Here is a 19,876-nt window from a genome sequence, read left to right as displayed (position 1 = left end):
GGGGAAATCACGGTTCACGCCCCCGGCCTGCGGCCCTGCACAAGCACGCGCGCGGGGAAGTCCAGTGAAGGTGGCGGCGGCTGGTCCACCCGGCCGATCTGCCGCAGCGCGTCGAGCACGGCGGCGTCGGCCTCTTCATTGCCGCTGCCGCGCACCAGCTCGACTTTCTCCAGGCGCCCATCCGGCGCCAGCCACACGTTCACCTGCAACTGGAAGGCCAGGCGCTTGACCCGCGCATCGCGCGCAATCGCCTGCTGCATCAGGTAACCCAGATAGCGGCCATAGGTGGCATTGCCGGCACCACCGCGACCGGTACCGGACGCGCCGCCGCCACTGCCCGCCTGGATGCCGAAGTTGTCACCGCCCGCCTGCGCGTCGGCGTTCATGGTCACCGGGTCGGCGTTGTCCGGCGTCGGCGTCGGCTCCTCGGCCGGGGTCGGCTGATCCAGCGGCTCCGGCTCGGGCAGGGTCTCCTCCGGCGGGGTCTCCGGTTCGGGGGGCTTCTCAGGCGGCGGCGGTGGGGGTGGCGGCGGGGGTGGCAACGCCAGCATCGGCGGCTGCACCACGGGGCGGCGGGTGCTGGCCGTGTCCTTGAACAGCAGCCACCACAGCACGGCGCCCACTACCAGCAGCGCCGCCAGCACCAGCGCGACGGTCACCAGCAGCGGGCGGTCACGCATGCCGGGCTCCGGCCGTGGGGAATGAGGGCCGGTCATGCCTCAGCCCTGTGCCTTGCCGGTGACCAGGCCAACCTGGGCCAGTTCCAGCCGCCGCAGCAGATCCAGCACCTCGACCACGCGCGCGTACTGCACCTGGGCGTCGCCACGCACGATTACCGGGAAGTCCGGCGAGGTCGCACGCTCTGTCCGCAGGCGGTCCTCCAGCTCGGCCATCGTCACCGGGTAGGCGTCAAGGAACACCTGGCCGCCGGGATCGATGGTGATCGCCTTGGTCTTGGGCTTCTCCAGCGCCACACTGTTGCTGGCCTTCGGCAGGTTGACCTCGATGCCGGGAATGGAGGCGTTGCTGGTGAGGATGAAGATCACCAGCACCACCAGCAGCACATCGACGAAGGGCGTCACGTTGATGCCCTTCTCGCGCTTCTTGATGCCGAACTTCGCCTTCTGGGCCATGACGCGCTCCTCAGCCCTGCACCGTGGCCGGGCCGCGCCCGTCCTGCTCTTCAGCCAGGCGGGCGGCGAATTCGTCGATGAACACGGCCATGTCGGCACCGATGGCCTCGGCGCGTGCGCCCAGCCAGTTGTAGCCGAACAGTGCCGGGATCGCGACGCCGAGGCCGGCGGCCGTACACAGCAAGGCCGCCGCCATGCCCGGCGCGACCGAGTTGATGTCCACCGCACCGGCCATCGCCGCGACCACGAACACCAGCATGATGCCGATCACCGTACCGAACAGGCCCACATAGGGCGCGCCTTCGATGGTGGTGGACAGCCAGTTCATGCGACGCGACATCGCCTCCTGCTCGCGCACCATCACCGCATCCATCGATGCGCGGATCGCCGCGATGGTCGCCGCGCTCAGATAGCCGCCGTTGCCGTCGCGCTGGTGGCGTTGCTGCATCTCATCGATGGCCACCTGATAGATGCGCCACAGCGAACCGTCGCGCATGGCCGCCGGTGCCTGGCCCTGCCGGTCCATGTCCGAGAGCGTGCGCAGCGGCACGCCGGCCAGCTTGCCGAAAGCATCAGTGAACACCGCATTGGCCTTGCCGGTGCGGCCGAAGTGACGGCTCTTGGCGATCATGATCGCCCACGACATCAGCATCATCAGGCCGAGGATGGCCACCACCACCCAGGCGTCGAACGGCATCGCCTTCAGGATGAAGCCGAAGTGACTCTGGCCCGTGGACTGCTCATCGGCGCCATAGCTGATCAGGCGTGAGTCAGCGCCCTGCGCGGTGGCATCGGCCAGCAGCAGTGCCGCCGGACGCGCAACGCGAGAAATCCGCAGTTCATCCAGCGCACCGTCGAAGCTGGCCAGCGGCTGCTCGGCACCCGGCGCGTCAGCACCCACCACCGCTGCGGTGGACATGGCCGGAAGTTCGCCGCTGAGCTGCGCCACCACGTGGCCATTGAGATACAGCTGCAGCGACCCCTTCTCCGCCGTCAGCGCCAGATGCGCCCACTGTCCCTCCGGAATCGGCTGCGCAGGCGTGCTGCGCTGGCCATTGAGCTGCACGAACGGCACCCGGTTGTCGATGCCCAGCAGCAGTTCCGCGCTGCCATCGCGACGGGCATAGATGGCCTGCGCCGCATTCTGTGCACCCGGCTTGATCCACGCAGACACGGTCAATGGCGCGCCGGCCTCCTGCGCCAGCGAAGCACTGGCTGGCAGCGGCAGCGCAGTGCCGGCGAACTGCACGCCGCGACCGATCACCGAACCTTCGGCGGCCGGCACCACTGCGCCCGCATTGTTGCCGTAGGCCGTGGTGTCACGTGCCGGGACATTGGCGTCGGCGAAGTGGTAGACCAGCGTGTAGTCCGGATCGAATACCTGCTGTCCATTCCCACTGGCCGGCGCCTTGTCGTTGCCGTAGTACATCCAGATCGTCTGAGGTGCGGCGGCGCTGACGGCCGGCACATCCACCCACACCAAGGCCAGCCCCAGCGCCGGGTCGAACTGTTCGATCTGGTGCGCCAGCACGGTGCGCCCGTCCGCCGACACGAAACGCAGATCGCTGCCGGCATCCTGGGTGCCGTCGAAACCGAAGTTGCCCGTATGCAGGCGCAGCAGCAGCGGGGTTCGACCGGCGTCGCCTGCCAGACCGGCACCCTGCGGGCCTGCGTCGATCGTGATCGGCTTGCGGTATTTCCATTCGGCCTGCCACCAGCTGGCATCGGCCGCAGCGGCGGGCAGCGCGATCAGCGCGGCCAGCAGCAGCAACATCCGGGAAAGCAAACGGTCCATGCGAGGGGTCTCCGGAGAACGCATGTTCAAGGGAAGGGTCAGTAACTGGTGCTGATGTTGAAATGCAGCCGCGGGTCGTCCTTGCGGGTCACCGGCCCATCGGCATAGGGCCACGCATAGTCCAGGCGCAACTGCAGGTGATCTCCCAGGCGCAGCTGCGCGCCGAGCCCGACCGAGGCCAGGTTGTACTGGTCGCGCTGTTCGGGCAGCGGCCGCCGCAGGCGCAGGTAGGCCGCGTCGGCAAAGCTGTACACGCGAAGCTGGCTGCCGCTCCACAGCGGCCATGCCGGGGTGCGCCATTCCAGGTTCGCCACACCGCCGTAGTCACCGATCGCCTCGGCCGACAGGTAGCCGCGCACGGTGTACATGCCACCGGCGGCGAACTGCTCGGCCGAGACCAGTGGCGCATCGGTCACCTGCAGGGCCCCACGTGCATACCATTGCCAATCGCTGCCGAAGGTATGCGTATTCGACACATCGGCCTTGAGTGCCACGAAGCTGGGATCGGCCCACGCCCGCTTCTGGCTGAAGTCGTACCCATTGCTGCCATAGCCGAACAGGCGGCGGGTTCCGGCCACCAGCTGCGTGCTGATGCTCAGCTGGTCCTGTTCGCCCTGGCGCACACCCACGAATGCCAGCGTGAGCGGTGCGTACTTCAGGGGAGTCTTCAGGTTGTCGCTGCCCATCCAGGTGTCCTCCTCGGTGTCCTTGAAGTCGACGCCGAGGCTGAGCTGCCGCCACCATGCAGTGCTGCCGGGCAGGCGGTAATTGAGCTTGAGGCCGATCGAATGACCATTGCCGATCACGTTGGTGCCGGTTCCCGCGCCCCCCTGGCCGCCGGCATTGAGCACGCGGCTGTCGGAGGTATAGCCCGATGCCTCCAGGCTCCAGGGGCTGCCTTCAAACGGCAGCGTGTACGACGCCGAGAACACCTTGGCCTGATCGGTATCTTGCGGAGCGAGGAACACGCCGAGACTGGCGCTGTGCCCGCGTCCCCACAGGTTGTCATGCGCCAGCGAGGCACTCAGGCGCAGTTTCTCGGTGTCGGCACTGCGGTCATTGTTGAGTGCGGCGCTCGCTCGCCAGGGCGACTTTTCTTCCACCTGCAGGTCCACGTCCATCGTGCCGGGCGTCTTTCCCTCACGGACCAGCGGCATCACCTGGCGGCGACCGCCTTCGTTGAGCGCGGTCAGTTCCTTCTGCGCCCGGTCGAAATCCGGCACCTGGCCCTCGGCCAGCGCCGGTACCCGTGCGCGGATCCGCGCCGACGCAGCAGGCGCCGCACCGACCACGCGCAGTTCGCCGATCGGCGTCTGCTGCACCTTCAGCAGCACCACGCCGGCACTGACCTGCTGCTCGGGCAGTTCCACGTACACCGACTGGTATCCCGCCTGCTGGTACAGCGCGCTGACTGCATCGCGCGCCTGCTCGACGTCGGCCAACGTCCTGCCCGGGCCGAGATAGGGCTCAACGGCGCGCTCGATCAGACGCGGATCAAGTACGGTGTTGCCGCGCACGATGTACTCGTTGATGTTCACCCTGGCCGCCGGCGTGGCATCCTGCGCGAGCAGCGGCAATGGCAGGGACGCCACGGCCAGCGCGAGTACCCGCGGACGCAGGCGCAGCGGGAGTCGGACAGCTCGGCACGGAACAGGCGTCATTGAAGGCATCGCGTCGTATCGAAGGAAGTGGCCAGGGAGCGGCGCGTGGGTCTACCCACAGGACGTGCAGGGCGCGTCAAAGCCGCCAACAGTTTTGTGACAGCACTGTCATCTGTTGACGGCGGCGGAATGCGCGCAGGCGGACACTGCGCCCGCCACCCGTCCATGAAGCAGCCGACATGGGGTGGCGGGAGATAGGAGATGAGCATGATCCTGACTGCATGGCGCTGGCCTGCCGTGGCGTTGCTCGCGTCCATCGCGATGCCGATTGCGCACGCCGATGACCGCGCAACGCGCGCGGACACACCGCCCTGCATCGACGTGCAGGTCAACGGAGAGCGCATTCCGGCCTGGGAATGTCTGCAGCGCAGGCTCGCACCGGCACCGCCACGTGCACGATCACCGCGCCTGTCCGAGTCGGAGCGGCTGATGCGGCAGCCCGGCAACCAGCTCATGCAGTACAACCTGGAAGGCACCCGGCAACGGATGGGCGACGCCTTTGGTCGCGCGGTGACACCGCAGCGCCCCTCTCGCTGATCGCGCCTCAGTGCCGCCCCGCAGCGGCAGGCACGATGCCATCGGCAGGAACGGGCGGCAGCGCGGGCACCGGCAGGCTGCGCGACCGCCCCGCCTGCTGCAGTTCGATGGTCTCCGCGCCGATGCCGGCCAGTACCGTGGACGGTCCCAGGCGCTGCCCCGGCACATAGGCATCGACCGCGCCACCATCGACCGACAGCAGTGCCAGCGGTGCGTGCGCGCTGGCCATCACACCCAGCACCACTACCTCGGTGTGGATCGCACCCGGTGACAGCAGCCGCACCAGCGGAGCGCTGGCCGCAGCGTCGAACGGTGGCCGGGCCGGTGTCGACGGCCTTACCGCGCTGGCCGCCGCGGGTGGTCCTGCAGCGAACAGGGCAATGCCCCAGTAGGCCATCACGGCCAGCAGCAGCGTCGCCGCCAGCAGTGTCAGCAGGTGATTGCGATCCCAGCGCCTGCCGTCCATGTTCCGCACCTTCGTCGACATTGACGGCCACCACGCTAGCAGTCGCCGCTGACGCTTTTGTTTCATCATCCGCCGCTACCCTGTCCGCGATCGGCAGGCACAGGAGGCGATGTCGATGCGGCGCATCCCGCGCGGCTTCACCCTGCTGGAACTGATGTTGGTGCTGGTCATCATCGGCATCTGTACAACGGCCATCGGCCTGGGCCTGGGCACACTGCTCGATCCTGCGCGCCAGCTCCGTCAGGAAGGCGAGCGATTGGCGCAACGCCTGCAGGTGGCACGCGATGAGGCCCGCATCGATGGCCGCAGCCTCCGCTGGCAGGCGGATGCCGAGGGCTACCGCTTCAGCCGACGCGAGGGCGACCGCTGGACCGACGTGCAGCGCGACGACCTGCTGCGCCCCCAGCGGTGGCAGAGCCCGGGCATCGCCGTACAGCCGGCGGCAGCCATCGAACTGAGTCCGGAATGGATCGGCGTGCCGTGGGAGCTGGCGCTGTCGCTGCAGGGGCGACAGCTGCGCCTTCGCGACGACGGCAGTGGACAGCTGCAGGTCGTGCAGTGATGCGGCCGCGGCGGGGTTTCACCTTGATCGAGGTACTGATCGCACTGGCCATCGTGGCAGTCGCGCTGGCGGCGGTGATGCGCTCGGTGGCAGTGGCAACCGATGACCAGTCGCGGCTGCGCGACCGACGTCTGGCACTGCTGTGCGCACAGGACCGCTGGCAGGAACTGCGGCTGGCCGCGCAACCGCCCGCGGATGTGCAGCAGCGCTGCGTGCAGGGTCGCAGCCGCTTCCTGGTGCGGCAGCATCTGGGCAGCGGCAGCGACGGGCAGCCGCTGCTGGAGCTCATCGTGGTGGCGGAGGATGCACCGACACAGTCGCTGGCACGCATGCTGCTGCCATGGACCGCTGCACCGTGAAACGGCGCGTGCAGGGCTTCACCCTGATCGAAGTGATGATCGCGATCACCCTCATGGGCGTGCTGGCCGTGATCTGCTGGCGTGCGCTGGACAGCGTGTCCACCAGTGACCAGCGACTGCGCCAGGCTGATGCAGGCACCAATGCCGCATTGCGGGTGCTGCAGCAGTTCCAGCGCGACATCGAGATGCGTGCGGACGATGCCCTGATGAATGGTGCGGTACGCCCCGCTGACGAGCCACAGCGGCTGCTGCCGCCGGCGCTGGTCAGCGAACGGCAGGCCGACGGGAGCTTCGCGCTGGAGATCACCCGCAGCGTCGGCAGCGACGGGCTGCGCTGGCAGCGGGTGCGCTGGTGGCGCCAGGGCAATACCCTGTGGCGGGCCAGCGGGCCGCCATCGGATCGCTATCCGTTGCCGCCACCTGAGCAGTCACGCGGGCTGGCCGTGGCGCACGATGTCCAGTTCTTCGATGTGCGCGCCTGGCAGCCGGGCGCCGGCTGGACGACGCTGCCCAGTCAGGGCGTGCTGCTGCCGGCCACCGGGTTGGAACTGAGGCTGCGGCTGCGTGATGGCCGCGGTCCGTTGAGCTACCGTCGCGTCCTTGAACTCTAGCCGCAGACGCAGCTGCACGCCGTCGACCCACGTCATCCGGGGCGCAGCGTCCGCCATCCCGGCCACCGGGCGCTGTCCCGCGCCCGGTGGCGCCTGTGGGTGCTCCTCACCGCCGATGGCTGCTCCCTGCCCTCCGTGCCGTCCTGGCGGGGGCCGCCACCGCTCCGTGGCAGCGGGCCCGATTGCGGATCGCCACGCACCGCGTGGATCACCCCCGGCAACTATCGACGCTGTGTGCCACCCTCTCCACGCGCCTGCGGTTCGCGGGCCTGCGGGAACTGGAAAGCACTGTCTACGTCGTAGCCGCTGGCCGCGGTCGTGCCGCGTGCCGGCGGGTTGATGCTGCTGCTGGCGTTGCCGAAGCCCAGGATCTGCACGCTGATCACCGAAGGCTGGTTGCGCCGGGCATCCTCCTGGCTCTTGCGGATCACATCCTGTGCCGCCTGGCTGGCACTGCTGGCGGCGGCGCTGGCCGAAGCCAGCGCGTTGACGTTCACCGACGCCAGCACCGGCAGGCCCTTGCTGTCTCCCTGCACCTGGATGTTGGCCGCGTTGAGTACCTGCAGCGCGGCCAGATTGATGTTCCCCGAGACACGGATGCCCGCCTCGCCCGCATCGATGGTGCCCAGCGGCGCGATCAGATCCACATCGCCCGGCGCGACTTCCGCGATCGGATTGAGGGTGGCAATGCCCGCACCACTGGCCGGCGCCTGGGGCGACAGGATCACATTGCCCCAGGTGTCATAGATGCGCCGTGGCGGTGTGTACAACAGCGTGGTGCGCGAGCCGCGACCGGCATTGATGTCGCCCTGTTCCGACCACGCCAGGATGTCGCCACCGAAGGTGGTCATCACCCGCGACAGGCCCAGCAGCACGCTGTCCTGGCTGAACAGGCGGATATCGCCCTGCCCCTGGGTGACGAGGCCGGCACTGGCAGGCGGCACCACCCCCTGTACACCCACCACGATCTGGCCTCCCGGTGCCATCAGTTCGATGTTGCCGCCCGCCTCGGTGCGCACACCGGAGCCACCGTACATCACGATATCGCCGGTTCGGTCGATCGTCGCACCGGCCGCATTCCTGTCCGGCATCAGCGTGGCGATGGCCTCGCGCCCGCGCAGATAGGAGCCGAAGCGCGGCCCTTCCGCATCGGTGTACTCGCGTCCGCCTTCGCGCAGCTCGGCGTAGTAGATCTGGCGCAGGAAGATGCGCTGCTGTTCCTGCGGCAACGCATCGAACGCAGCCAGCGCTGCCTCGCCATCGGCGGCCATGCCGAAGCGTTGTTGCAGCCACTGCTTCAGTTTCTGGTCGTAGACCTTGACTGCCCTGCCCGGCTGCGACGCAAGCGATTGCGCGGGATCGGCCAGGTTTGCGGGATCCAGATAGCGGGCACGCACGGCCGCGAAATCGATCTGCTGGTTGCCGGCCGTCAGCGCGATGCTGGCACCCGGACGGGTGTCACCCTGCACGATGCCACCGAGGCTGACGATGCTGCCCGCCTCTTCCTGGCGCAGCTGGCGGCCGGCACTGATCTCGACGTTGCCAGGGCCGGCGATCGTCGCGTCCAGATGCACGATGTCACGTCCCGCCGCCGCCACCGTGATATCGGTGGGCGCGCTGTTCAACGCGGTCATCGACACGCCGAGGATGTTCCGCCCTGCCCGCAGCTGCACCGCGCCTGCTGCCTCGAACCAGTTCAGCTGCGTGCGCTGCCAGGCGGTGCCGTCGAGCGTGCGTTGGGCGCCTGTCGCCAGGCCGATGATGTCGCCCTGCACGGCGTAGAAGCGGCTTGGTGCCAGTGCCGCGGAGACCGTGGACAACGGCGTACCGGGGCCGAACGCGAACAGCGGAAGCGATGCCTCCGGCGAGGCGATGTTGCCATCGACCGACAGGTTGTGCCGCGGGCGCGTCACATTACCGCTGGCATCGCGTTGCTCGGCAACGAATGCGGGGTCGAACGGCCCCGGCATGCGCGCATCCGCGCCGGAGCGCGTGATCTGGGTCGCGCCGCTGCGGGCGAAGATGCTGCCGCCCGCCAGGACGTCCAGCCGCCCGGTAGCCGAGGGCGCCAGCAGGATCACATCCTGCGTCCCCGTCACGGCACTGATCCGGTCCAGCTTGATGTCACCCTGGGCGGCAACGGCGCTGAAGCGCGAAGGATAGAGCCAGTAGTTCAGCAGCTCCTCCCGGCTGCCCGGTGCCAGCGCAACCTGCTCGGGCCACAGATTGCTGCCGGTCACGTTCTCCGGCCCGGCAAGGCCCGGCACCAGGTCGCCACCGGCGCTGAACAGGTCCACGGCGGTCGCGTCGGTCCATAGGGAGAACCAGGTGCTGCCCGCAGCGCGGCTGCCGTTGTCCTGCACCACCGTGCTGTAGTTGGCCAGTGGAACCCGGCCGGCATCGGCGACGCCGCCGAGCACGACATCGCCCCGCGCCTGCAGCTGTGCGACCGCATCGCCCAGCACCAGCACCGGCCCGCCCATCGGGCGGGCGGCGTCGGCGGCGAACAGATCGGCCGCACGCAGCTGGCCCAGCGTCCCGTAGCTGTCCAGGGTGACACCCATTGCACCGATGCGGCCCGCATCGAGCAGCAGGCTGCCACGCAGGTTGCTGAACGTCCCGTTGAGGTCGAGATTCTGTGCGGCTCTCGATGGATTGAGGCTGGAGATCGTCGCCTGCAGATTCGGGTTCAGCGCGCCACCGATGCGCAGCTGCAGGTCACCTCCGCCGGTCAGGTGCAGCTGGCCATCACTGACACGGCCGGTCGATCCCACGGCAGCGATGATTGCACTCGAATGCGGCGCCGTCAGCGAGCCCAGCGCGTCACCCATCGCATCGCGTACGCCGGCGTGGCGCCCGGCCTCCAACATCAGGTTGCCACCGCCCAATGTGCCGAAGCCGGTGAAGCCCACCATCCGCGGGGTACTGCCGGCGATGGCCGACACGTTGGTGTACGTACCGAAATTCACCCACCAGCTGGTCGGCACCGGCTCCACGCCGGTCGTGCTGCCGGTCCCCTGCCGCCACAGCCAGTTGCCGACCGCGGCACTGGAGTATTGCGCCTGATCGCGTTCACTGCTGCCCGACTCCGCGCGCGCGGTCCAGACATCACCGACGATATCGCGCCCGGCTTCGACGCGGAGGTTGCCGCCATGATCGGGATACCAGGCCTGGTATCCCGCGATTGCGGCGTCATAGCTGCCCGGCACCAGGTTCTCACCCAGCAGCGCGGTGTTCCAGGGCGCCGCCGCGCGCGGTGAATCAAACGCGGCGTCACGGCCCTCGCCGAGTGAGCTGGGCGTACCGGCGGTATAGACGCCGAACCCGGACTTCATCGCAACGTCGCCCGCCGCGAGCAGTTCCAGGTCGCCCTTGCCGGTGCGCAGGACACTCCAGGCCGGTGTACCGGCGCGCTTGCCGTAGGTGGTGACCTCGGTCTGGGTGCCACCGCCGGCACAGTAGCCCGGTGCCATTCCGCAGAATTCGTCCTCGGTCATGCCCAACAGCTCGGCGAAGTCCTTTGCCGGCGTGCCGACATAGGATTCATCGCCCCAGAAATCCAGCGAACCCTGCGCGGCGACCTGTCGCGGCGCGGGGCCGCAATAGCCATCGGAAAGCGCGCAGAACTCATCCTCGCTGAAGCCGAACATGTCTGCCAGCTCGGAAATCGGACGGCCGGCATAGGAGGTGTCGCCCATCCAGTCCAGTGACGCCTGTTCGGTCAGGACCCGGTCGCCCACCCAGATGATCTCGGTCGTCACGGTGCCGACCGAGCCCTGATGGGTATCGGCAAGCACCACGCTGCCGTCGCTTCCCCAGCGTCGCGAACGCGGATCCGCGGCGTCGCTGTCAGCCCCCGCCACCAGTGTCATGTCCCACGATGTCGTACCTTCGGCCAGCATCGGGGCAAGCGCCCAGTTGCGTCCCTGGTTGCCGTTGGCGTCGGCAGGACGCAGGTTCACCGATGCGTCGCCGGGCAGCTCCACCTTGGTCAGCGATGGAATGTACGCGCCTACCTTGAGCTCGACTTCCCGTGCCAGGCGCAGGGTCACCGGCAGCATCGCACCGGCCGGCCAGTCCTGGGCGGCCATCTGCACATCGCTGCGCAGGCGGAAGCCAGCCCCCAGTCGCGCACCGGCCGCCAGCACCAGCGGCTCCTGCAGCACGGTGCCCGCCGCCAGCGTCTGCCCGGAGTCGGTGGTCACCGCCGCACCCAGCACCGTGCCCGCGGGCAGGCGCAGGTTCTGCGAGATCACCATCGGCGCGGGCAGCACGGTACCGACCGGAAGCGTTACCGATTCGACCGGCACGTCATAGTTCAGGCGGGTACCAGCCTGGAACTCCGTACCGGGCTGCAGCTTCACGCCCTCCACCGGCACCACCAGATCGCCGCCGAACGGCGTGTGACCGGCGGTGCCGTTGCGGCTCTCATGCAACTGCCATCCTGCCTCGTCCGGATTGGCCGGTGGCGGCGCGAAGCCATCGTTGATGCTGCCGTGCACGTTGATGTTGCCCTCCGCGCGCAGCACCAGCGACGCCGACTCGCCGAAGCCGCGCCGCGCCGGATCATTGCGATCGGCCTCAGGCCCATAGCGGTAGCCGGACAGGTCGATGTCACCGGATACGGTCAGGTCACCTCCGGGATTGGCCTCGCTGCGGCGGGCGAGGACCTGCACGCCGGGGCGCAGGCGATGCGTGCCCAGCGCAGCCGTGCGTTGTCGGAGATCCGCATTGGCCAGCGCGCCGTCCATCCACGCGCGGTTGTCCGGATCGACGATCTGGTCCAGCCACTGCTGGGTGACGCGCTGCGCGCGGTTGCCGTTGACGTCGACAGTGTCCGCCAAGGGCGCGTCCTCATAGCGTCGCACCGCATTGACCTGGATATCGGCCGCACCTTCGACGCGCAGACCGTTGGCGACCGCTATCGCCGCATCGTTGCCGCCGATGCGGGGCGCATCGATCTTCAGGGTGCCGCGGGCCACGCCGTCGTTCTGCCCGCGGCCGCCGCCCACCGCCACAGCCGTCCCCGCGCGCAGGTCCAGATGAGCGCCGGCGCCGATGTCGATCCCGCCGGCGGCGCTGCCCAGTTCGATCGTGGCCCGGTTCGGGCTGTCGATGATCTTGCCCTGGCTGTCCACGCGCAGGCCGGTGCCATGCGTATCCAGCGTTCCCTCCACCTGCAGACCGTCACGTGCGTACAGGCGGATCGCACCGACCTGTTCGCCGCTGGCGTCGATGCGCCCCGCTACGCGCAGGCTGCCTGCGTCGAGGCTGATGTCGACCCTGCGCGCCTTCACCTCGTCACCGATCAGCAGATCACCCTCACCGATCCGGAACGTGCGCCCGCCGGTGACACCGCCCGCGTTCAAGCGCTGGTTCAGGCCTGCGAAGTCCTGCAACGTGCCGGCGCGAACCACGATGTCTGCGCCGTCGTAAGGCACCACGGTGCCACCTGCGTCGTAACGGCCACTGGCAGCCCCCTCGATGCCACCGGCCAGATCGGCCCGCCCGGCCAGGGCGTTCACCGTCAGCCGTCCGCCGCGGTTGTTGCGCGCCGACAGATCGATGCGTGAGGCGGCATCAGTGCTGACGTCACCCGCATCGCTGGACAGCAGCACGTCGCCGCCCCAGCTGTACCTGTCCACGTCGTACAGCGTAACCCTGCGTCCCGCCAGATCCAGCGCCGCCTGGCCGCCGAGCGCGATGCCGTCGCGCGCGTTCACTGACAGGCGGCCGGAGGCCAGTGCGATCGTGCTGTCCAGCGCGATCCGCTGCGCATCGATGCTCAGTTCGCTGCCCAGCGCGTCGCCGCCGGTCGTGCCGCGGCCGCCCTGCAGACGGAAGTCGCCGCCGGTCCGCACCCGCAGCTGCGCACCGGGATCGGCTGTCAGCAGCGGCGTGTCGATGCCGATGCTGCCACCGCTGTACTGCCAGCCCTTGTCCGCGAGATAGTCACCGCGCTGCTGGTACACGTCCAGCGTGCCCTGCGCGGAAAACAGCAGCTGCCCGGATGCGCTGAGGTTGAGCGCGCTGAAGCCGAGTATCTGGCGGCTCGCGGGCACCTCGGAGCTGGGACGGCTGAACGGCGCGCGCGCCAGCTGCAGGTTGCGGGTGACGATATCCAGCTGCCCCGCGCCGAGCCGGTCCACCATGGGATCGGCCGGCGGCGCCGACGCATCGCTGCCCGGTGCCTGCGTCGCCGCCAGCGAACCGTCCCAGACCAGTGTGTCCACCAGGATGCGCGCACGGTCGCTCGCCGCACCATAGCCATGGATGGCCTGCGCGCCCAGCACCAGCGTCTGCAGGCCACCGCGGCCGGTGGCACTGTCGCGCGCATCCAGGTCGACACTGCCGAACACGTTGACCGAATCGCGTGCGACCAGGCTCAGCGTATCCAGCGCCGGTGCGCCGGTGGCATCATTGCCGCGCAGCAGCTGCTGCAGCACGGACTGGTTCATGGTCATGCCATTTGGCAACGCCCCTGCGGCCGCTGCCTGCGCGATCGCCTCGGCGCTGCCGAGGTTGAGCGCCGCCATGCTCACGCCCAGCTGGCGCGTGCCATAACGGGCGGAATCGCGCATCTGCAGCACGCCATCGGTGGCCACCCCGATGCTGCCATCGGATACCAGCCGTGCCTCGCCTTCGCAGTCCGTCTGGCAGCCGCCGATGTCGATCGCGACCGGCCCTGCCGCCACGCCGGTCGTACCGGTGATCAGGTTCAGGCGCTGGTTCGAGACGGCCAGCAGGCCGCCATTGACCTGATAGGGCACGGTCGGCGCGGACGCGGTGTCGCGTGCGAAAGACAAGGTATCGAGTGTCGCCCCGGCTTCGACCAGGATGCCGCTGCCACCGGACGCCGCAGCCACCAGTATCTCCGGCGCCTGCAGGGTCGCACCGGAGCGGATCGCCACATCGCGCACCGCGCCGGACACCGCCACCAGCGAAGCCGTCTCATTGAACTGTCCGCCGATCACCATGCGTTCCGGCCGCAGCGCATTCAGTGCGTCGTCGGTGAAGGTCGCGCCACGATCGTGCGCCTGCGACGGACTGCCGGCAGCAGCGATCTCCAGCGAACCCACGGCCGGGCTGGCGAGCGTGGCGAACAGGGTGCCGCCGCGTCCCTTTTCATTGGCCGCGGAGAAGCGCGCCGTGCCGGCGAAGTCGATGGCCGCGGTTCCCTCGCGGCCAGCGCCTTCACCCAGTGCCAGGGTCAGCCCCAGCGCATCGATGGTCTGCCAGCCGCGCGCCTCGCCACGACGGTCGGCGGTGGCCTGCACGAAGCTGTTGTAGCTGGTTTCGTTGTAGCCGGAATGCCGGCGCACCACCGCCGCCGGCGTCAGCAGGATGTCGGTGAGCAGCGGCGACGCCACCCCACCCAGTGCCGATCCCTGCTGGCCGGACACGCGCCAGGTCCCGGTGCCGGTCTGGATCGGCTGCGGTACGCCGGAGGTTCCCGTCGCGCCCAGTTCGACGCGGAATGCACCCGGCTGCAGCGCGAAGCTGGCCGGCAGCAATGTGTAGGTCCCCGCAGGCAGGCCGGGAACGCCGGCGGGTACGGTGATCTGCTGGCCCACCGCTGGAGCAGAGAAGCCATCATCACTGCTGGGTGCGAAGCTGCCGGCACGTCCCGGCACAATCGCGTACACCGGGTTGCCGGAGGCACTGAACGCATAGCGCGGGTTGGCATCGGCCAGCGCAGTGCGCAGCACGTCGACGGAGCCACCGCGGCCTGAGACAAATGCCGCGCCGGTCAGTTCGCCGCCACCTGACACGTCCAGCAGCGCACCGGCATGCACATCCACATCGTTGGCGGTTACGGTCACGCCCTTGGACGCAATGCCACCCGGCGTCAGTGATTCCAGGCTGCTGCTGCCTCTTCTCCACGACACGCCGTCCACGGTACCGCCGTAGGGCAGCGCCAGACCTGCGCCACTGGTGGAGGTGATGCTGCCCGGCAACAGCTCCACCCGGCTGGCACGTGTGCCGCCCAGGATCAGGCCGCCCAGTTGCAGCGCCCCCATCGGCGCCTGCACGTTTCCGCCCTGCTGCACGGTCGCTGCCACCAGCTGCAACGCGCCCAGCGCTGACTCCGGCGGAGTGGCCGCCGCCGTGCCGGTACCCCGGATGCGCAGCACCGCATCCGGATCTGACCAGTATCCGGGCGTCGCCACGGTCGCCGCAGACGCACCCGCGACGAGGTAGCCCGTCGCACCGGAGGTGGGGTACAGGCGGGCGGCACTCACGTCCATCGACCCGCTCGCCATCAACGCACTGATCGATCCGCCGTTGGACACCGCGTTGAGCAGCCGCACGTCGCTGCGGCTGTCCAGCACGACCTGGTAGAAGCCGGGCAGCCAGGTGACATCACGGATGTCGATCAGATCAGCCCTCGCCGACAGCACGTGGTCGCCTTCCGCAGCCGACGCCACGGTATCGGTAACCACCAGGTTCTCACCCGGCAGCGACTGCCAGTGCGACTGTGCCAGCAGCAGGTGCGGAGCACTCAGCGAAATGCCGCTGGACTGCGGTGCTGCCACGGCCATGCCGAGGCTTGACTGCCCCTGTCCGTAGATGCGCAGGCTCTGGCCCATGCGCAGGTCGACATCGCCCTCCGCGCGGACGTCACCGAACACGGACAGGGTGTCGAAGCCACCGGCCTGGATCTGCTCCACCGACAGCGCCGCGTGCCCGTACTCCAGCCGGTCCGGCAGCACCGCGTCGACCGGGCTGCGCTGGCTGAGCGTGATGCCACGCGCGCGCAGTACCTCCTCGCTCGCACCGCGCGCATGAACGCTGCCACCAAAGGCTACGCCCAAGGTGCCGCCACGCGCGCTACTGCCGCCGGCAGAGGCATCCATTGCGCCGTCCAGGTACAGAGCGTTGGCCGAACGCAGCACGATCTGCCCGCCGTCGCTGTCCACCCGGGTCCGTCCCTTCCCGTCGACATCCAGCGGCGCCGAGGCGCCTGCTGCCCGCAGCTGCGCGCCACGCTCGAGCACGACGAAGGCTTCAGGCGGACGGTTGTCCACCGACGCAGAGCTCTCCCAGTCGAGCGCGCCGCCGATCTCGATGCGCCCGCCGGCCCGCACCTGTCCCTGCAGGCGGCCACCGGCATCGGCCAGTGACACCGCATCCGCACTGACATCCAGCAGCGCACCGTCGGCGAACCGCCAGGTCCGCTCGATCCGCTGCCCGGCATACAGCGTGGTCGGCAGGCGCACATCGTCGATGCTGATGCGTCCCCCCTGCGCACGCAACGTACCTTCCACGTCGATGTTGCCGGCGCCGAGCAGGGAGATCGCCTGCCCCGGGTCGACCTCGATCAGCGCGGCCTTGCCCACCCGCAGGTCGCCGCCGACGCTGTTGCGATCCGAGCGCAGGCTCACGCTGGCACCGCTGCGCTGGCGGACCAGCCCGCTCATCGGATCGGCACTGTAGAGCGGTGCCAGCCAGCGCTCCAGTGCATCCTTCCGGTCCGTCGCGGCGCGCGCGTCCGCGGTGACCCGAAGGCCCGGCATGCTCGCTGCCAGCTGCGTGCCATCGGCAACCTCCAGCCCTTGATGGCCATTGATGTCGTACTGGGCAAAGCCGCTGCCGAACAGGCCGGCATCGATCTGCAGCACGGCAGCATCGGCCGGATCCGCATCGCCTACCCGCACCCGGCCACCGGTGCCCAGCGAGAACGTGCCGCTGCCCTGGCCAAGGCCACTGAACCGGCTGCCCTCGCCCAGCTGCACCCGGCCGCTGCCGTCCGTTGCCACCGTGCTGCTGTTCGCCTGCAGACTGATGCTGCCCCCTTTGCCGACACGACCCTTGCCGCGCAGGTCCAGCGCGGCGCCGGCCTCGACGTCGACCGTCGCCCCCGCGCCCACCCTCACGTCATGGCTGTTGCTCAGGCTCAAGCGGCCGCCATCCGTCCAGGCACCACCCGCATCCAGTGGCTCTCCCAACGCTGCGTTGCTCCATTCACCGGCAAGATCGATGTGGGTACCGTCGGCAATAACGGTGCGTGCGCGGCCATCGTGCAGCAGTGCCGTCGGCCTGCCCTGCACCTCCAGCAGGTTGCCCGCCGACAGCTGGCCGCCGGCAATGCCGATGTCGCCCGCCAGTTCCACCTCGCTGCCGGTCAGATTCAGCTGTCCACCCGCCTGCAACCGAAGGCGGCCGTCAATGCTGATGCGATCGGCGCTCGCCAGATCGATCCGCCCCCACTGCTGGGCACTCAACTCTGCGATGTCCAGCCACACCGTGTCGCGTCGCTCTTCCCCGACCGGTGCCAGCAGTGACCACGCCGCCGTCTTCGGCGCCTTGTCATCCACGCGCACGTCCGAACCGAACACGCCGCTGCGGCCCTGGCCGTCATAACGCCCGAGGTAGAGCTGTGCGTTGCGCGCTGCTGCCGTCTGCGCCTGTGCATAGCCGTCCAGTGCGGCATCGGGCCGGCGGTTCTGCTGCGCGCCCTGGAAGGTGGCGGTCTCCACGTGGCCGTCCAGCACCGCCGTCGGGGCGGAGACGATCAGGCGTCCTGCATCGCGGCCGACCGTATACCCGTTGTCGACACGCTGCGCCGCGAACACGACCGGATCGCGGAACGTCTCGGTGACGCCCCAGCGCTCCTGTTTCACCTCATGGCCGTTGTACACCCCGTCGAACAGCATCTCCGCCGGTGCGTCATCAAGGCGGTACACCTGGCCATCCACGCCGCGCACCCAGCTCTGCCGGATCACGCCGCTCTGCACATCCAGGCTGCCACCCGCAAGGTTGATGCGTGACCCACCATGCGTGATCACTTCACTGCCACCCAGCAGGACGGTGCCTCCCTGCGCGGCCCATTCGCCGATCGAATGCCCCTGGTTGTCGAGGTAGCCGCCCACTTCCAGCAGGCCGCCTGCGGCATACCAGCGCTCACCGTCGTAGCCCCCGGTTCCGGCTGGCACGTGGATGAGCCTGCGGCGGTCGACCCAGACCTCGCTGCTGGTCAGCTTGCCGCTGTCACGGTTGTCCAGCGCATCGCGCAGTTCGTTGCCCTGCACCTTGATCTGGACATTGTTGCTTTCCATCGAGACCTGCACGCCCACGGCACCCGACACGTCCACGCGTGCTGCATCGTCGACGTAGCTGCGGGCCACCGCGTCGGCGATGACCTGGCCGCCCGTGGCAACCGTGAGCGAATCGGGGCGGAAATGGATGTTGCCACCGGAGACGATCTCCACCCGCGACTGGTCGCGTCGGTCGTTGTGCTGGGAGAGATTGTCGAAGGTTGCCGAGCGCGCACCCGCGCGGATCGCATCCTGCTCTGCCGATTCCCTGATGAGGCTGTCGCGCTGGGTGTCCAGTGCCGTGGCCTTGCCATCGTCCTCGATCAGCACCGCCGTGGTCGATCCATCGGCGAGCGTGACGGTGCTGCCGGCATCACTGGCCGAGGTCAGAAGATGCACGGTGCCGCGCTGTGCGAGCGTCGTGCTGGCCACGGCCACGCCGGCCTGCTCGACGTTGCGTCCGGCCAGGGTCACGTCACCCTCGCGGGCACGCAGCAGGCCGGTATTGCGCACGCTGCCCGCGGTACTGTCGGCGATGAAGCGCGGCGCGATTTCATTGCCACGCGTGGTCGAGCTGGTATTGGCTGCGGTGCCAACGCCGCGCCGGATCACGAAACTGTCGCCCGCCGCCAGCTGCACCTGGCCCTTTCGTGCCTCGATCTGGCCGGCGTTCTCCACGCTGTGTCCCGCCAGCAGCACGTAACCGCCGCCACGCGTGGCGCTGGTCGGCTCGTGGGTCGCGATACGTGCGCCCCGCTCCACCATCACCTTGCCAACGGCATCGCTCAGGGCCGCCGTATTCGTATCCGCGCTGTACAACCCGGTGTCGCGGAACTGGCCGTCGCTGATGCGCGCCGCCGCCGCGACCAGGTTGCGGACGTTGACCTGGCTGTTGTTGCCGAACACCACGCCGTTGCGGTTGGCCACGAACACCGTGCCGCCCGCGGTGAGCTGGCCAAGAATCTGGCTGGGCCGCGCATTCGGATCGTTGATCCGGTTGAGCACGGCCCAGTCCGGGCTCTGCACGAAGTTCAGGTGGGTGTTCTGACCGACATTGAAGCTCTCCCAGTTCAGGATCGCCTTGTCCGCGGTCTGCTCGATGCTGACCTGGACACGTCCGTCACTGCCCTGTGACTGGATCGCCTCGCGGGCGTTGATCCAGCCCCGGGTCAACGGATTCTCATCGACCTTCAACCCGTCCCTGCCCAATCCGTCGGCAACGATGAACCCGGCCTCCCGCCGCGATTGCCGCGCCTGATCCTGCAGGCGCTGCTGCAGGGCGATGGCCTGCGCGGCGGTGCCGAGATTGTCGATCGACTGCTGCAGCTTCTGCCGCGCAGCATCCTGCTGCTGGGCCGGCAACTGGAACTGGATGGGCACGCCGTTGGGCATGCGCCCGCTCTGGCTCGCAGCGCCCTGCGCTGCGCCGCGCTCGGCGAACCAGGCCGGGCTGAAAGCCTGCTGGGCCTGGCTGGCCGGGGCGACCACGCTTCCCAGTGCGACCGCGATGGCCCAGGCCATCGGATGATTGCGGCGCATCGGCGCGGCCGGATGAACAGCGGACGGGAGCGGGTGCGACATCGTAACCTCATCAACCTGGTGGACCGCACTGGCGGCGGTGATCGGAGACACGCGCAACGCATGCCCTGCCACTGATAGACGGTTCGCATGACATGAAGCCGACAGCGTGCAGGGGGCGATGGCGCTGCACGC

Annotated in this window: 10 protein-coding genes; 4 read left to right on the top strand and 6 right to left on the bottom strand. The window is 69.0% G+C overall.

Annotated elements, in window-relative coordinates:
- Positions 1-14: 14 nt before the first annotated feature.
- From tolA to ACVOJ1_RS07295, 4 genes are read right to left on the bottom strand one after another with little or no spacing between them, the layout of a single operon-like run.
- Complete coding sequence (gene tolA / locus ACVOJ1_RS07310; RefSeq protein WP_180875256.1) at positions 15-680, bottom strand: cell envelope integrity protein TolA; 666 nt, start codon at positions 678-680, stop codon at positions 15-17.
- Between the two features lie 39 nt (positions 681-719).
- On the bottom strand, positions 720-1,133 hold the full coding sequence (locus ACVOJ1_RS07305; RefSeq protein WP_111186882.1) for an ExbD/TolR family protein: 414 nt from the start codon (positions 1,131-1,133) through the stop codon (positions 720-722).
- Positions 1,134-1,143: 10 nt separating this feature from the next.
- A complete protein-coding gene (locus ACVOJ1_RS07300) occupies positions 1,144-2,928 on the bottom strand; it encodes a DUF2341 domain-containing protein (protein ID WP_346480223.1) in 1,785 nt (594 codons plus the stop codon).
- Positions 2,929-2,966: 38 nt separating this feature from the next.
- Positions 2,967-4,589: a ShlB/FhaC/HecB family hemolysin secretion/activation protein gene (locus ACVOJ1_RS07295; RefSeq protein ID WP_263174436.1), complete on the bottom strand. Its 1,623-nt coding sequence runs from the start codon at positions 4,587-4,589 to the stop codon at positions 2,967-2,969.
- A gap of 201 nt (positions 4,590-4,790) precedes the next feature.
- On the opposite strand from ACVOJ1_RS07295, the gene ACVOJ1_RS07290 reads away from it, so the two are divergent.
- On the top strand, positions 4,791-5,126 hold the full coding sequence (locus ACVOJ1_RS07290) for a hypothetical protein (protein ID WP_197600049.1): 336 nt from the start codon (positions 4,791-4,793) through the stop codon (positions 5,124-5,126).
- A 7-nt stretch (positions 5,127-5,133) separates the two neighbouring features.
- Here the strand turns inward: ACVOJ1_RS07290 and ACVOJ1_RS07285 are convergent, their stop codons facing one another.
- Entirely contained in the window at positions 5,134-5,592 is a 459-nt protein-coding gene (locus ACVOJ1_RS07285; RefSeq protein ID WP_053516310.1) for a general secretion pathway protein, read from the bottom strand.
- Positions 5,593-5,707: 115 nt separating this feature from the next.
- Between ACVOJ1_RS07285 and gspH the strand changes: the two genes are divergently transcribed.
- Genes gspH through ACVOJ1_RS07270 form a run of 3 tightly spaced genes read left to right on the top strand, consistent with a single transcriptional unit; the run spans position 5,708 to position 7,124 of the window.
- Positions 5,708-6,154 carry a type II secretion system minor pseudopilin GspH gene (gspH, locus tag ACVOJ1_RS07280; RefSeq protein WP_346480222.1) on the top strand — a complete coding sequence of 149 codons (447 nt, stop codon included), beginning with the start codon at positions 5,708-5,710 and terminating at the stop codon, positions 6,152-6,154.
- Complete coding sequence (gene gspI, locus ACVOJ1_RS07275; protein WP_414487427.1) at positions 6,154-6,513, top strand: type II secretion system minor pseudopilin GspI; 360 nt, start codon at positions 6,154-6,156, stop codon at positions 6,511-6,513. Before gspH ends, gspI begins: the two co-directional genes overlap by 1 nt.
- Positions 6,510-7,124, top strand: coding sequence for a prepilin-type N-terminal cleavage/methylation domain-containing protein (locus ACVOJ1_RS07270; protein ID WP_180875282.1), 615 nt, complete (start codon positions 6,510-6,512; stop codon positions 7,122-7,124). The genes gspI and ACVOJ1_RS07270 overlap by 4 nt, the downstream gene beginning before the upstream one ends.
- 221 nt (positions 7,125-7,345) lie before the next feature.
- Here the strand turns inward: ACVOJ1_RS07270 and ACVOJ1_RS07265 are convergent, their stop codons facing one another.
- A complete protein-coding gene (locus ACVOJ1_RS07265) occupies positions 7,346-19,744 on the bottom strand; it encodes a filamentous haemagglutinin family protein (RefSeq protein ID WP_346480221.1) in 12,399 nt (4,132 codons plus the stop codon).
- Positions 19,745-19,876 lie beyond the last annotated feature (132 nt).

This window comes from Stenotrophomonas sp. STEN225, from assembly GCF_056756445.1.
This window is presented reverse-complemented; position numbering and strand designations above follow the sequence as displayed.

Bases quoted from the DNA above. Each gene is read 5' to 3' on its own strand.
- tolA (WP_180875256.1), bottom strand. From the start codon at position 680: ATGCGTGACCGCCCGCTGCTGGTGACCGTCGCGCTGGTGCTGGCGGCG.
- ACVOJ1_RS07305 (WP_111186882.1), bottom strand. From the start codon at position 1,133: ATGGCCCAGAAGGCGAAGTTCGGCATCAAGAAGCGCGAGAAGGGCATC.
- ACVOJ1_RS07300 (WP_346480223.1), bottom strand. From the start codon at position 2,928: ATGGACCGTTTGCTTTCCCGGATGTTGCTGCTGCTGGCCGCGCTGATC.
- ACVOJ1_RS07295 (WP_263174436.1), bottom strand. From the start codon at position 4,589: ATGACGCCTGTTCCGTGCCGAGCTGTCCGACTCCCGCTGCGCCTGCGT.
- ACVOJ1_RS07290 (WP_197600049.1), top strand. From the start codon at position 4,791: ATGAGCATGATCCTGACTGCATGGCGCTGGCCTGCCGTGGCGTTGCTC.
- ACVOJ1_RS07285 (WP_053516310.1), bottom strand. From the start codon at position 5,592: ATGGACGGCAGGCGCTGGGATCGCAATCACCTGCTGACACTGCTGGCG.
- gspH (WP_346480222.1), top strand. From the start codon at position 5,708: ATGCGGCGCATCCCGCGCGGCTTCACCCTGCTGGAACTGATGTTGGTG.
- gspI (WP_414487427.1), top strand. From the start codon at position 6,154: ATGCGGCCGCGGCGGGGTTTCACCTTGATCGAGGTACTGATCGCACTG.
- ACVOJ1_RS07265 (WP_346480221.1), bottom strand. From the start codon at position 19,744: ATGTCGCACCCGCTCCCGTCCGCTGTTCATCCGGCCGCGCCGATGCGC.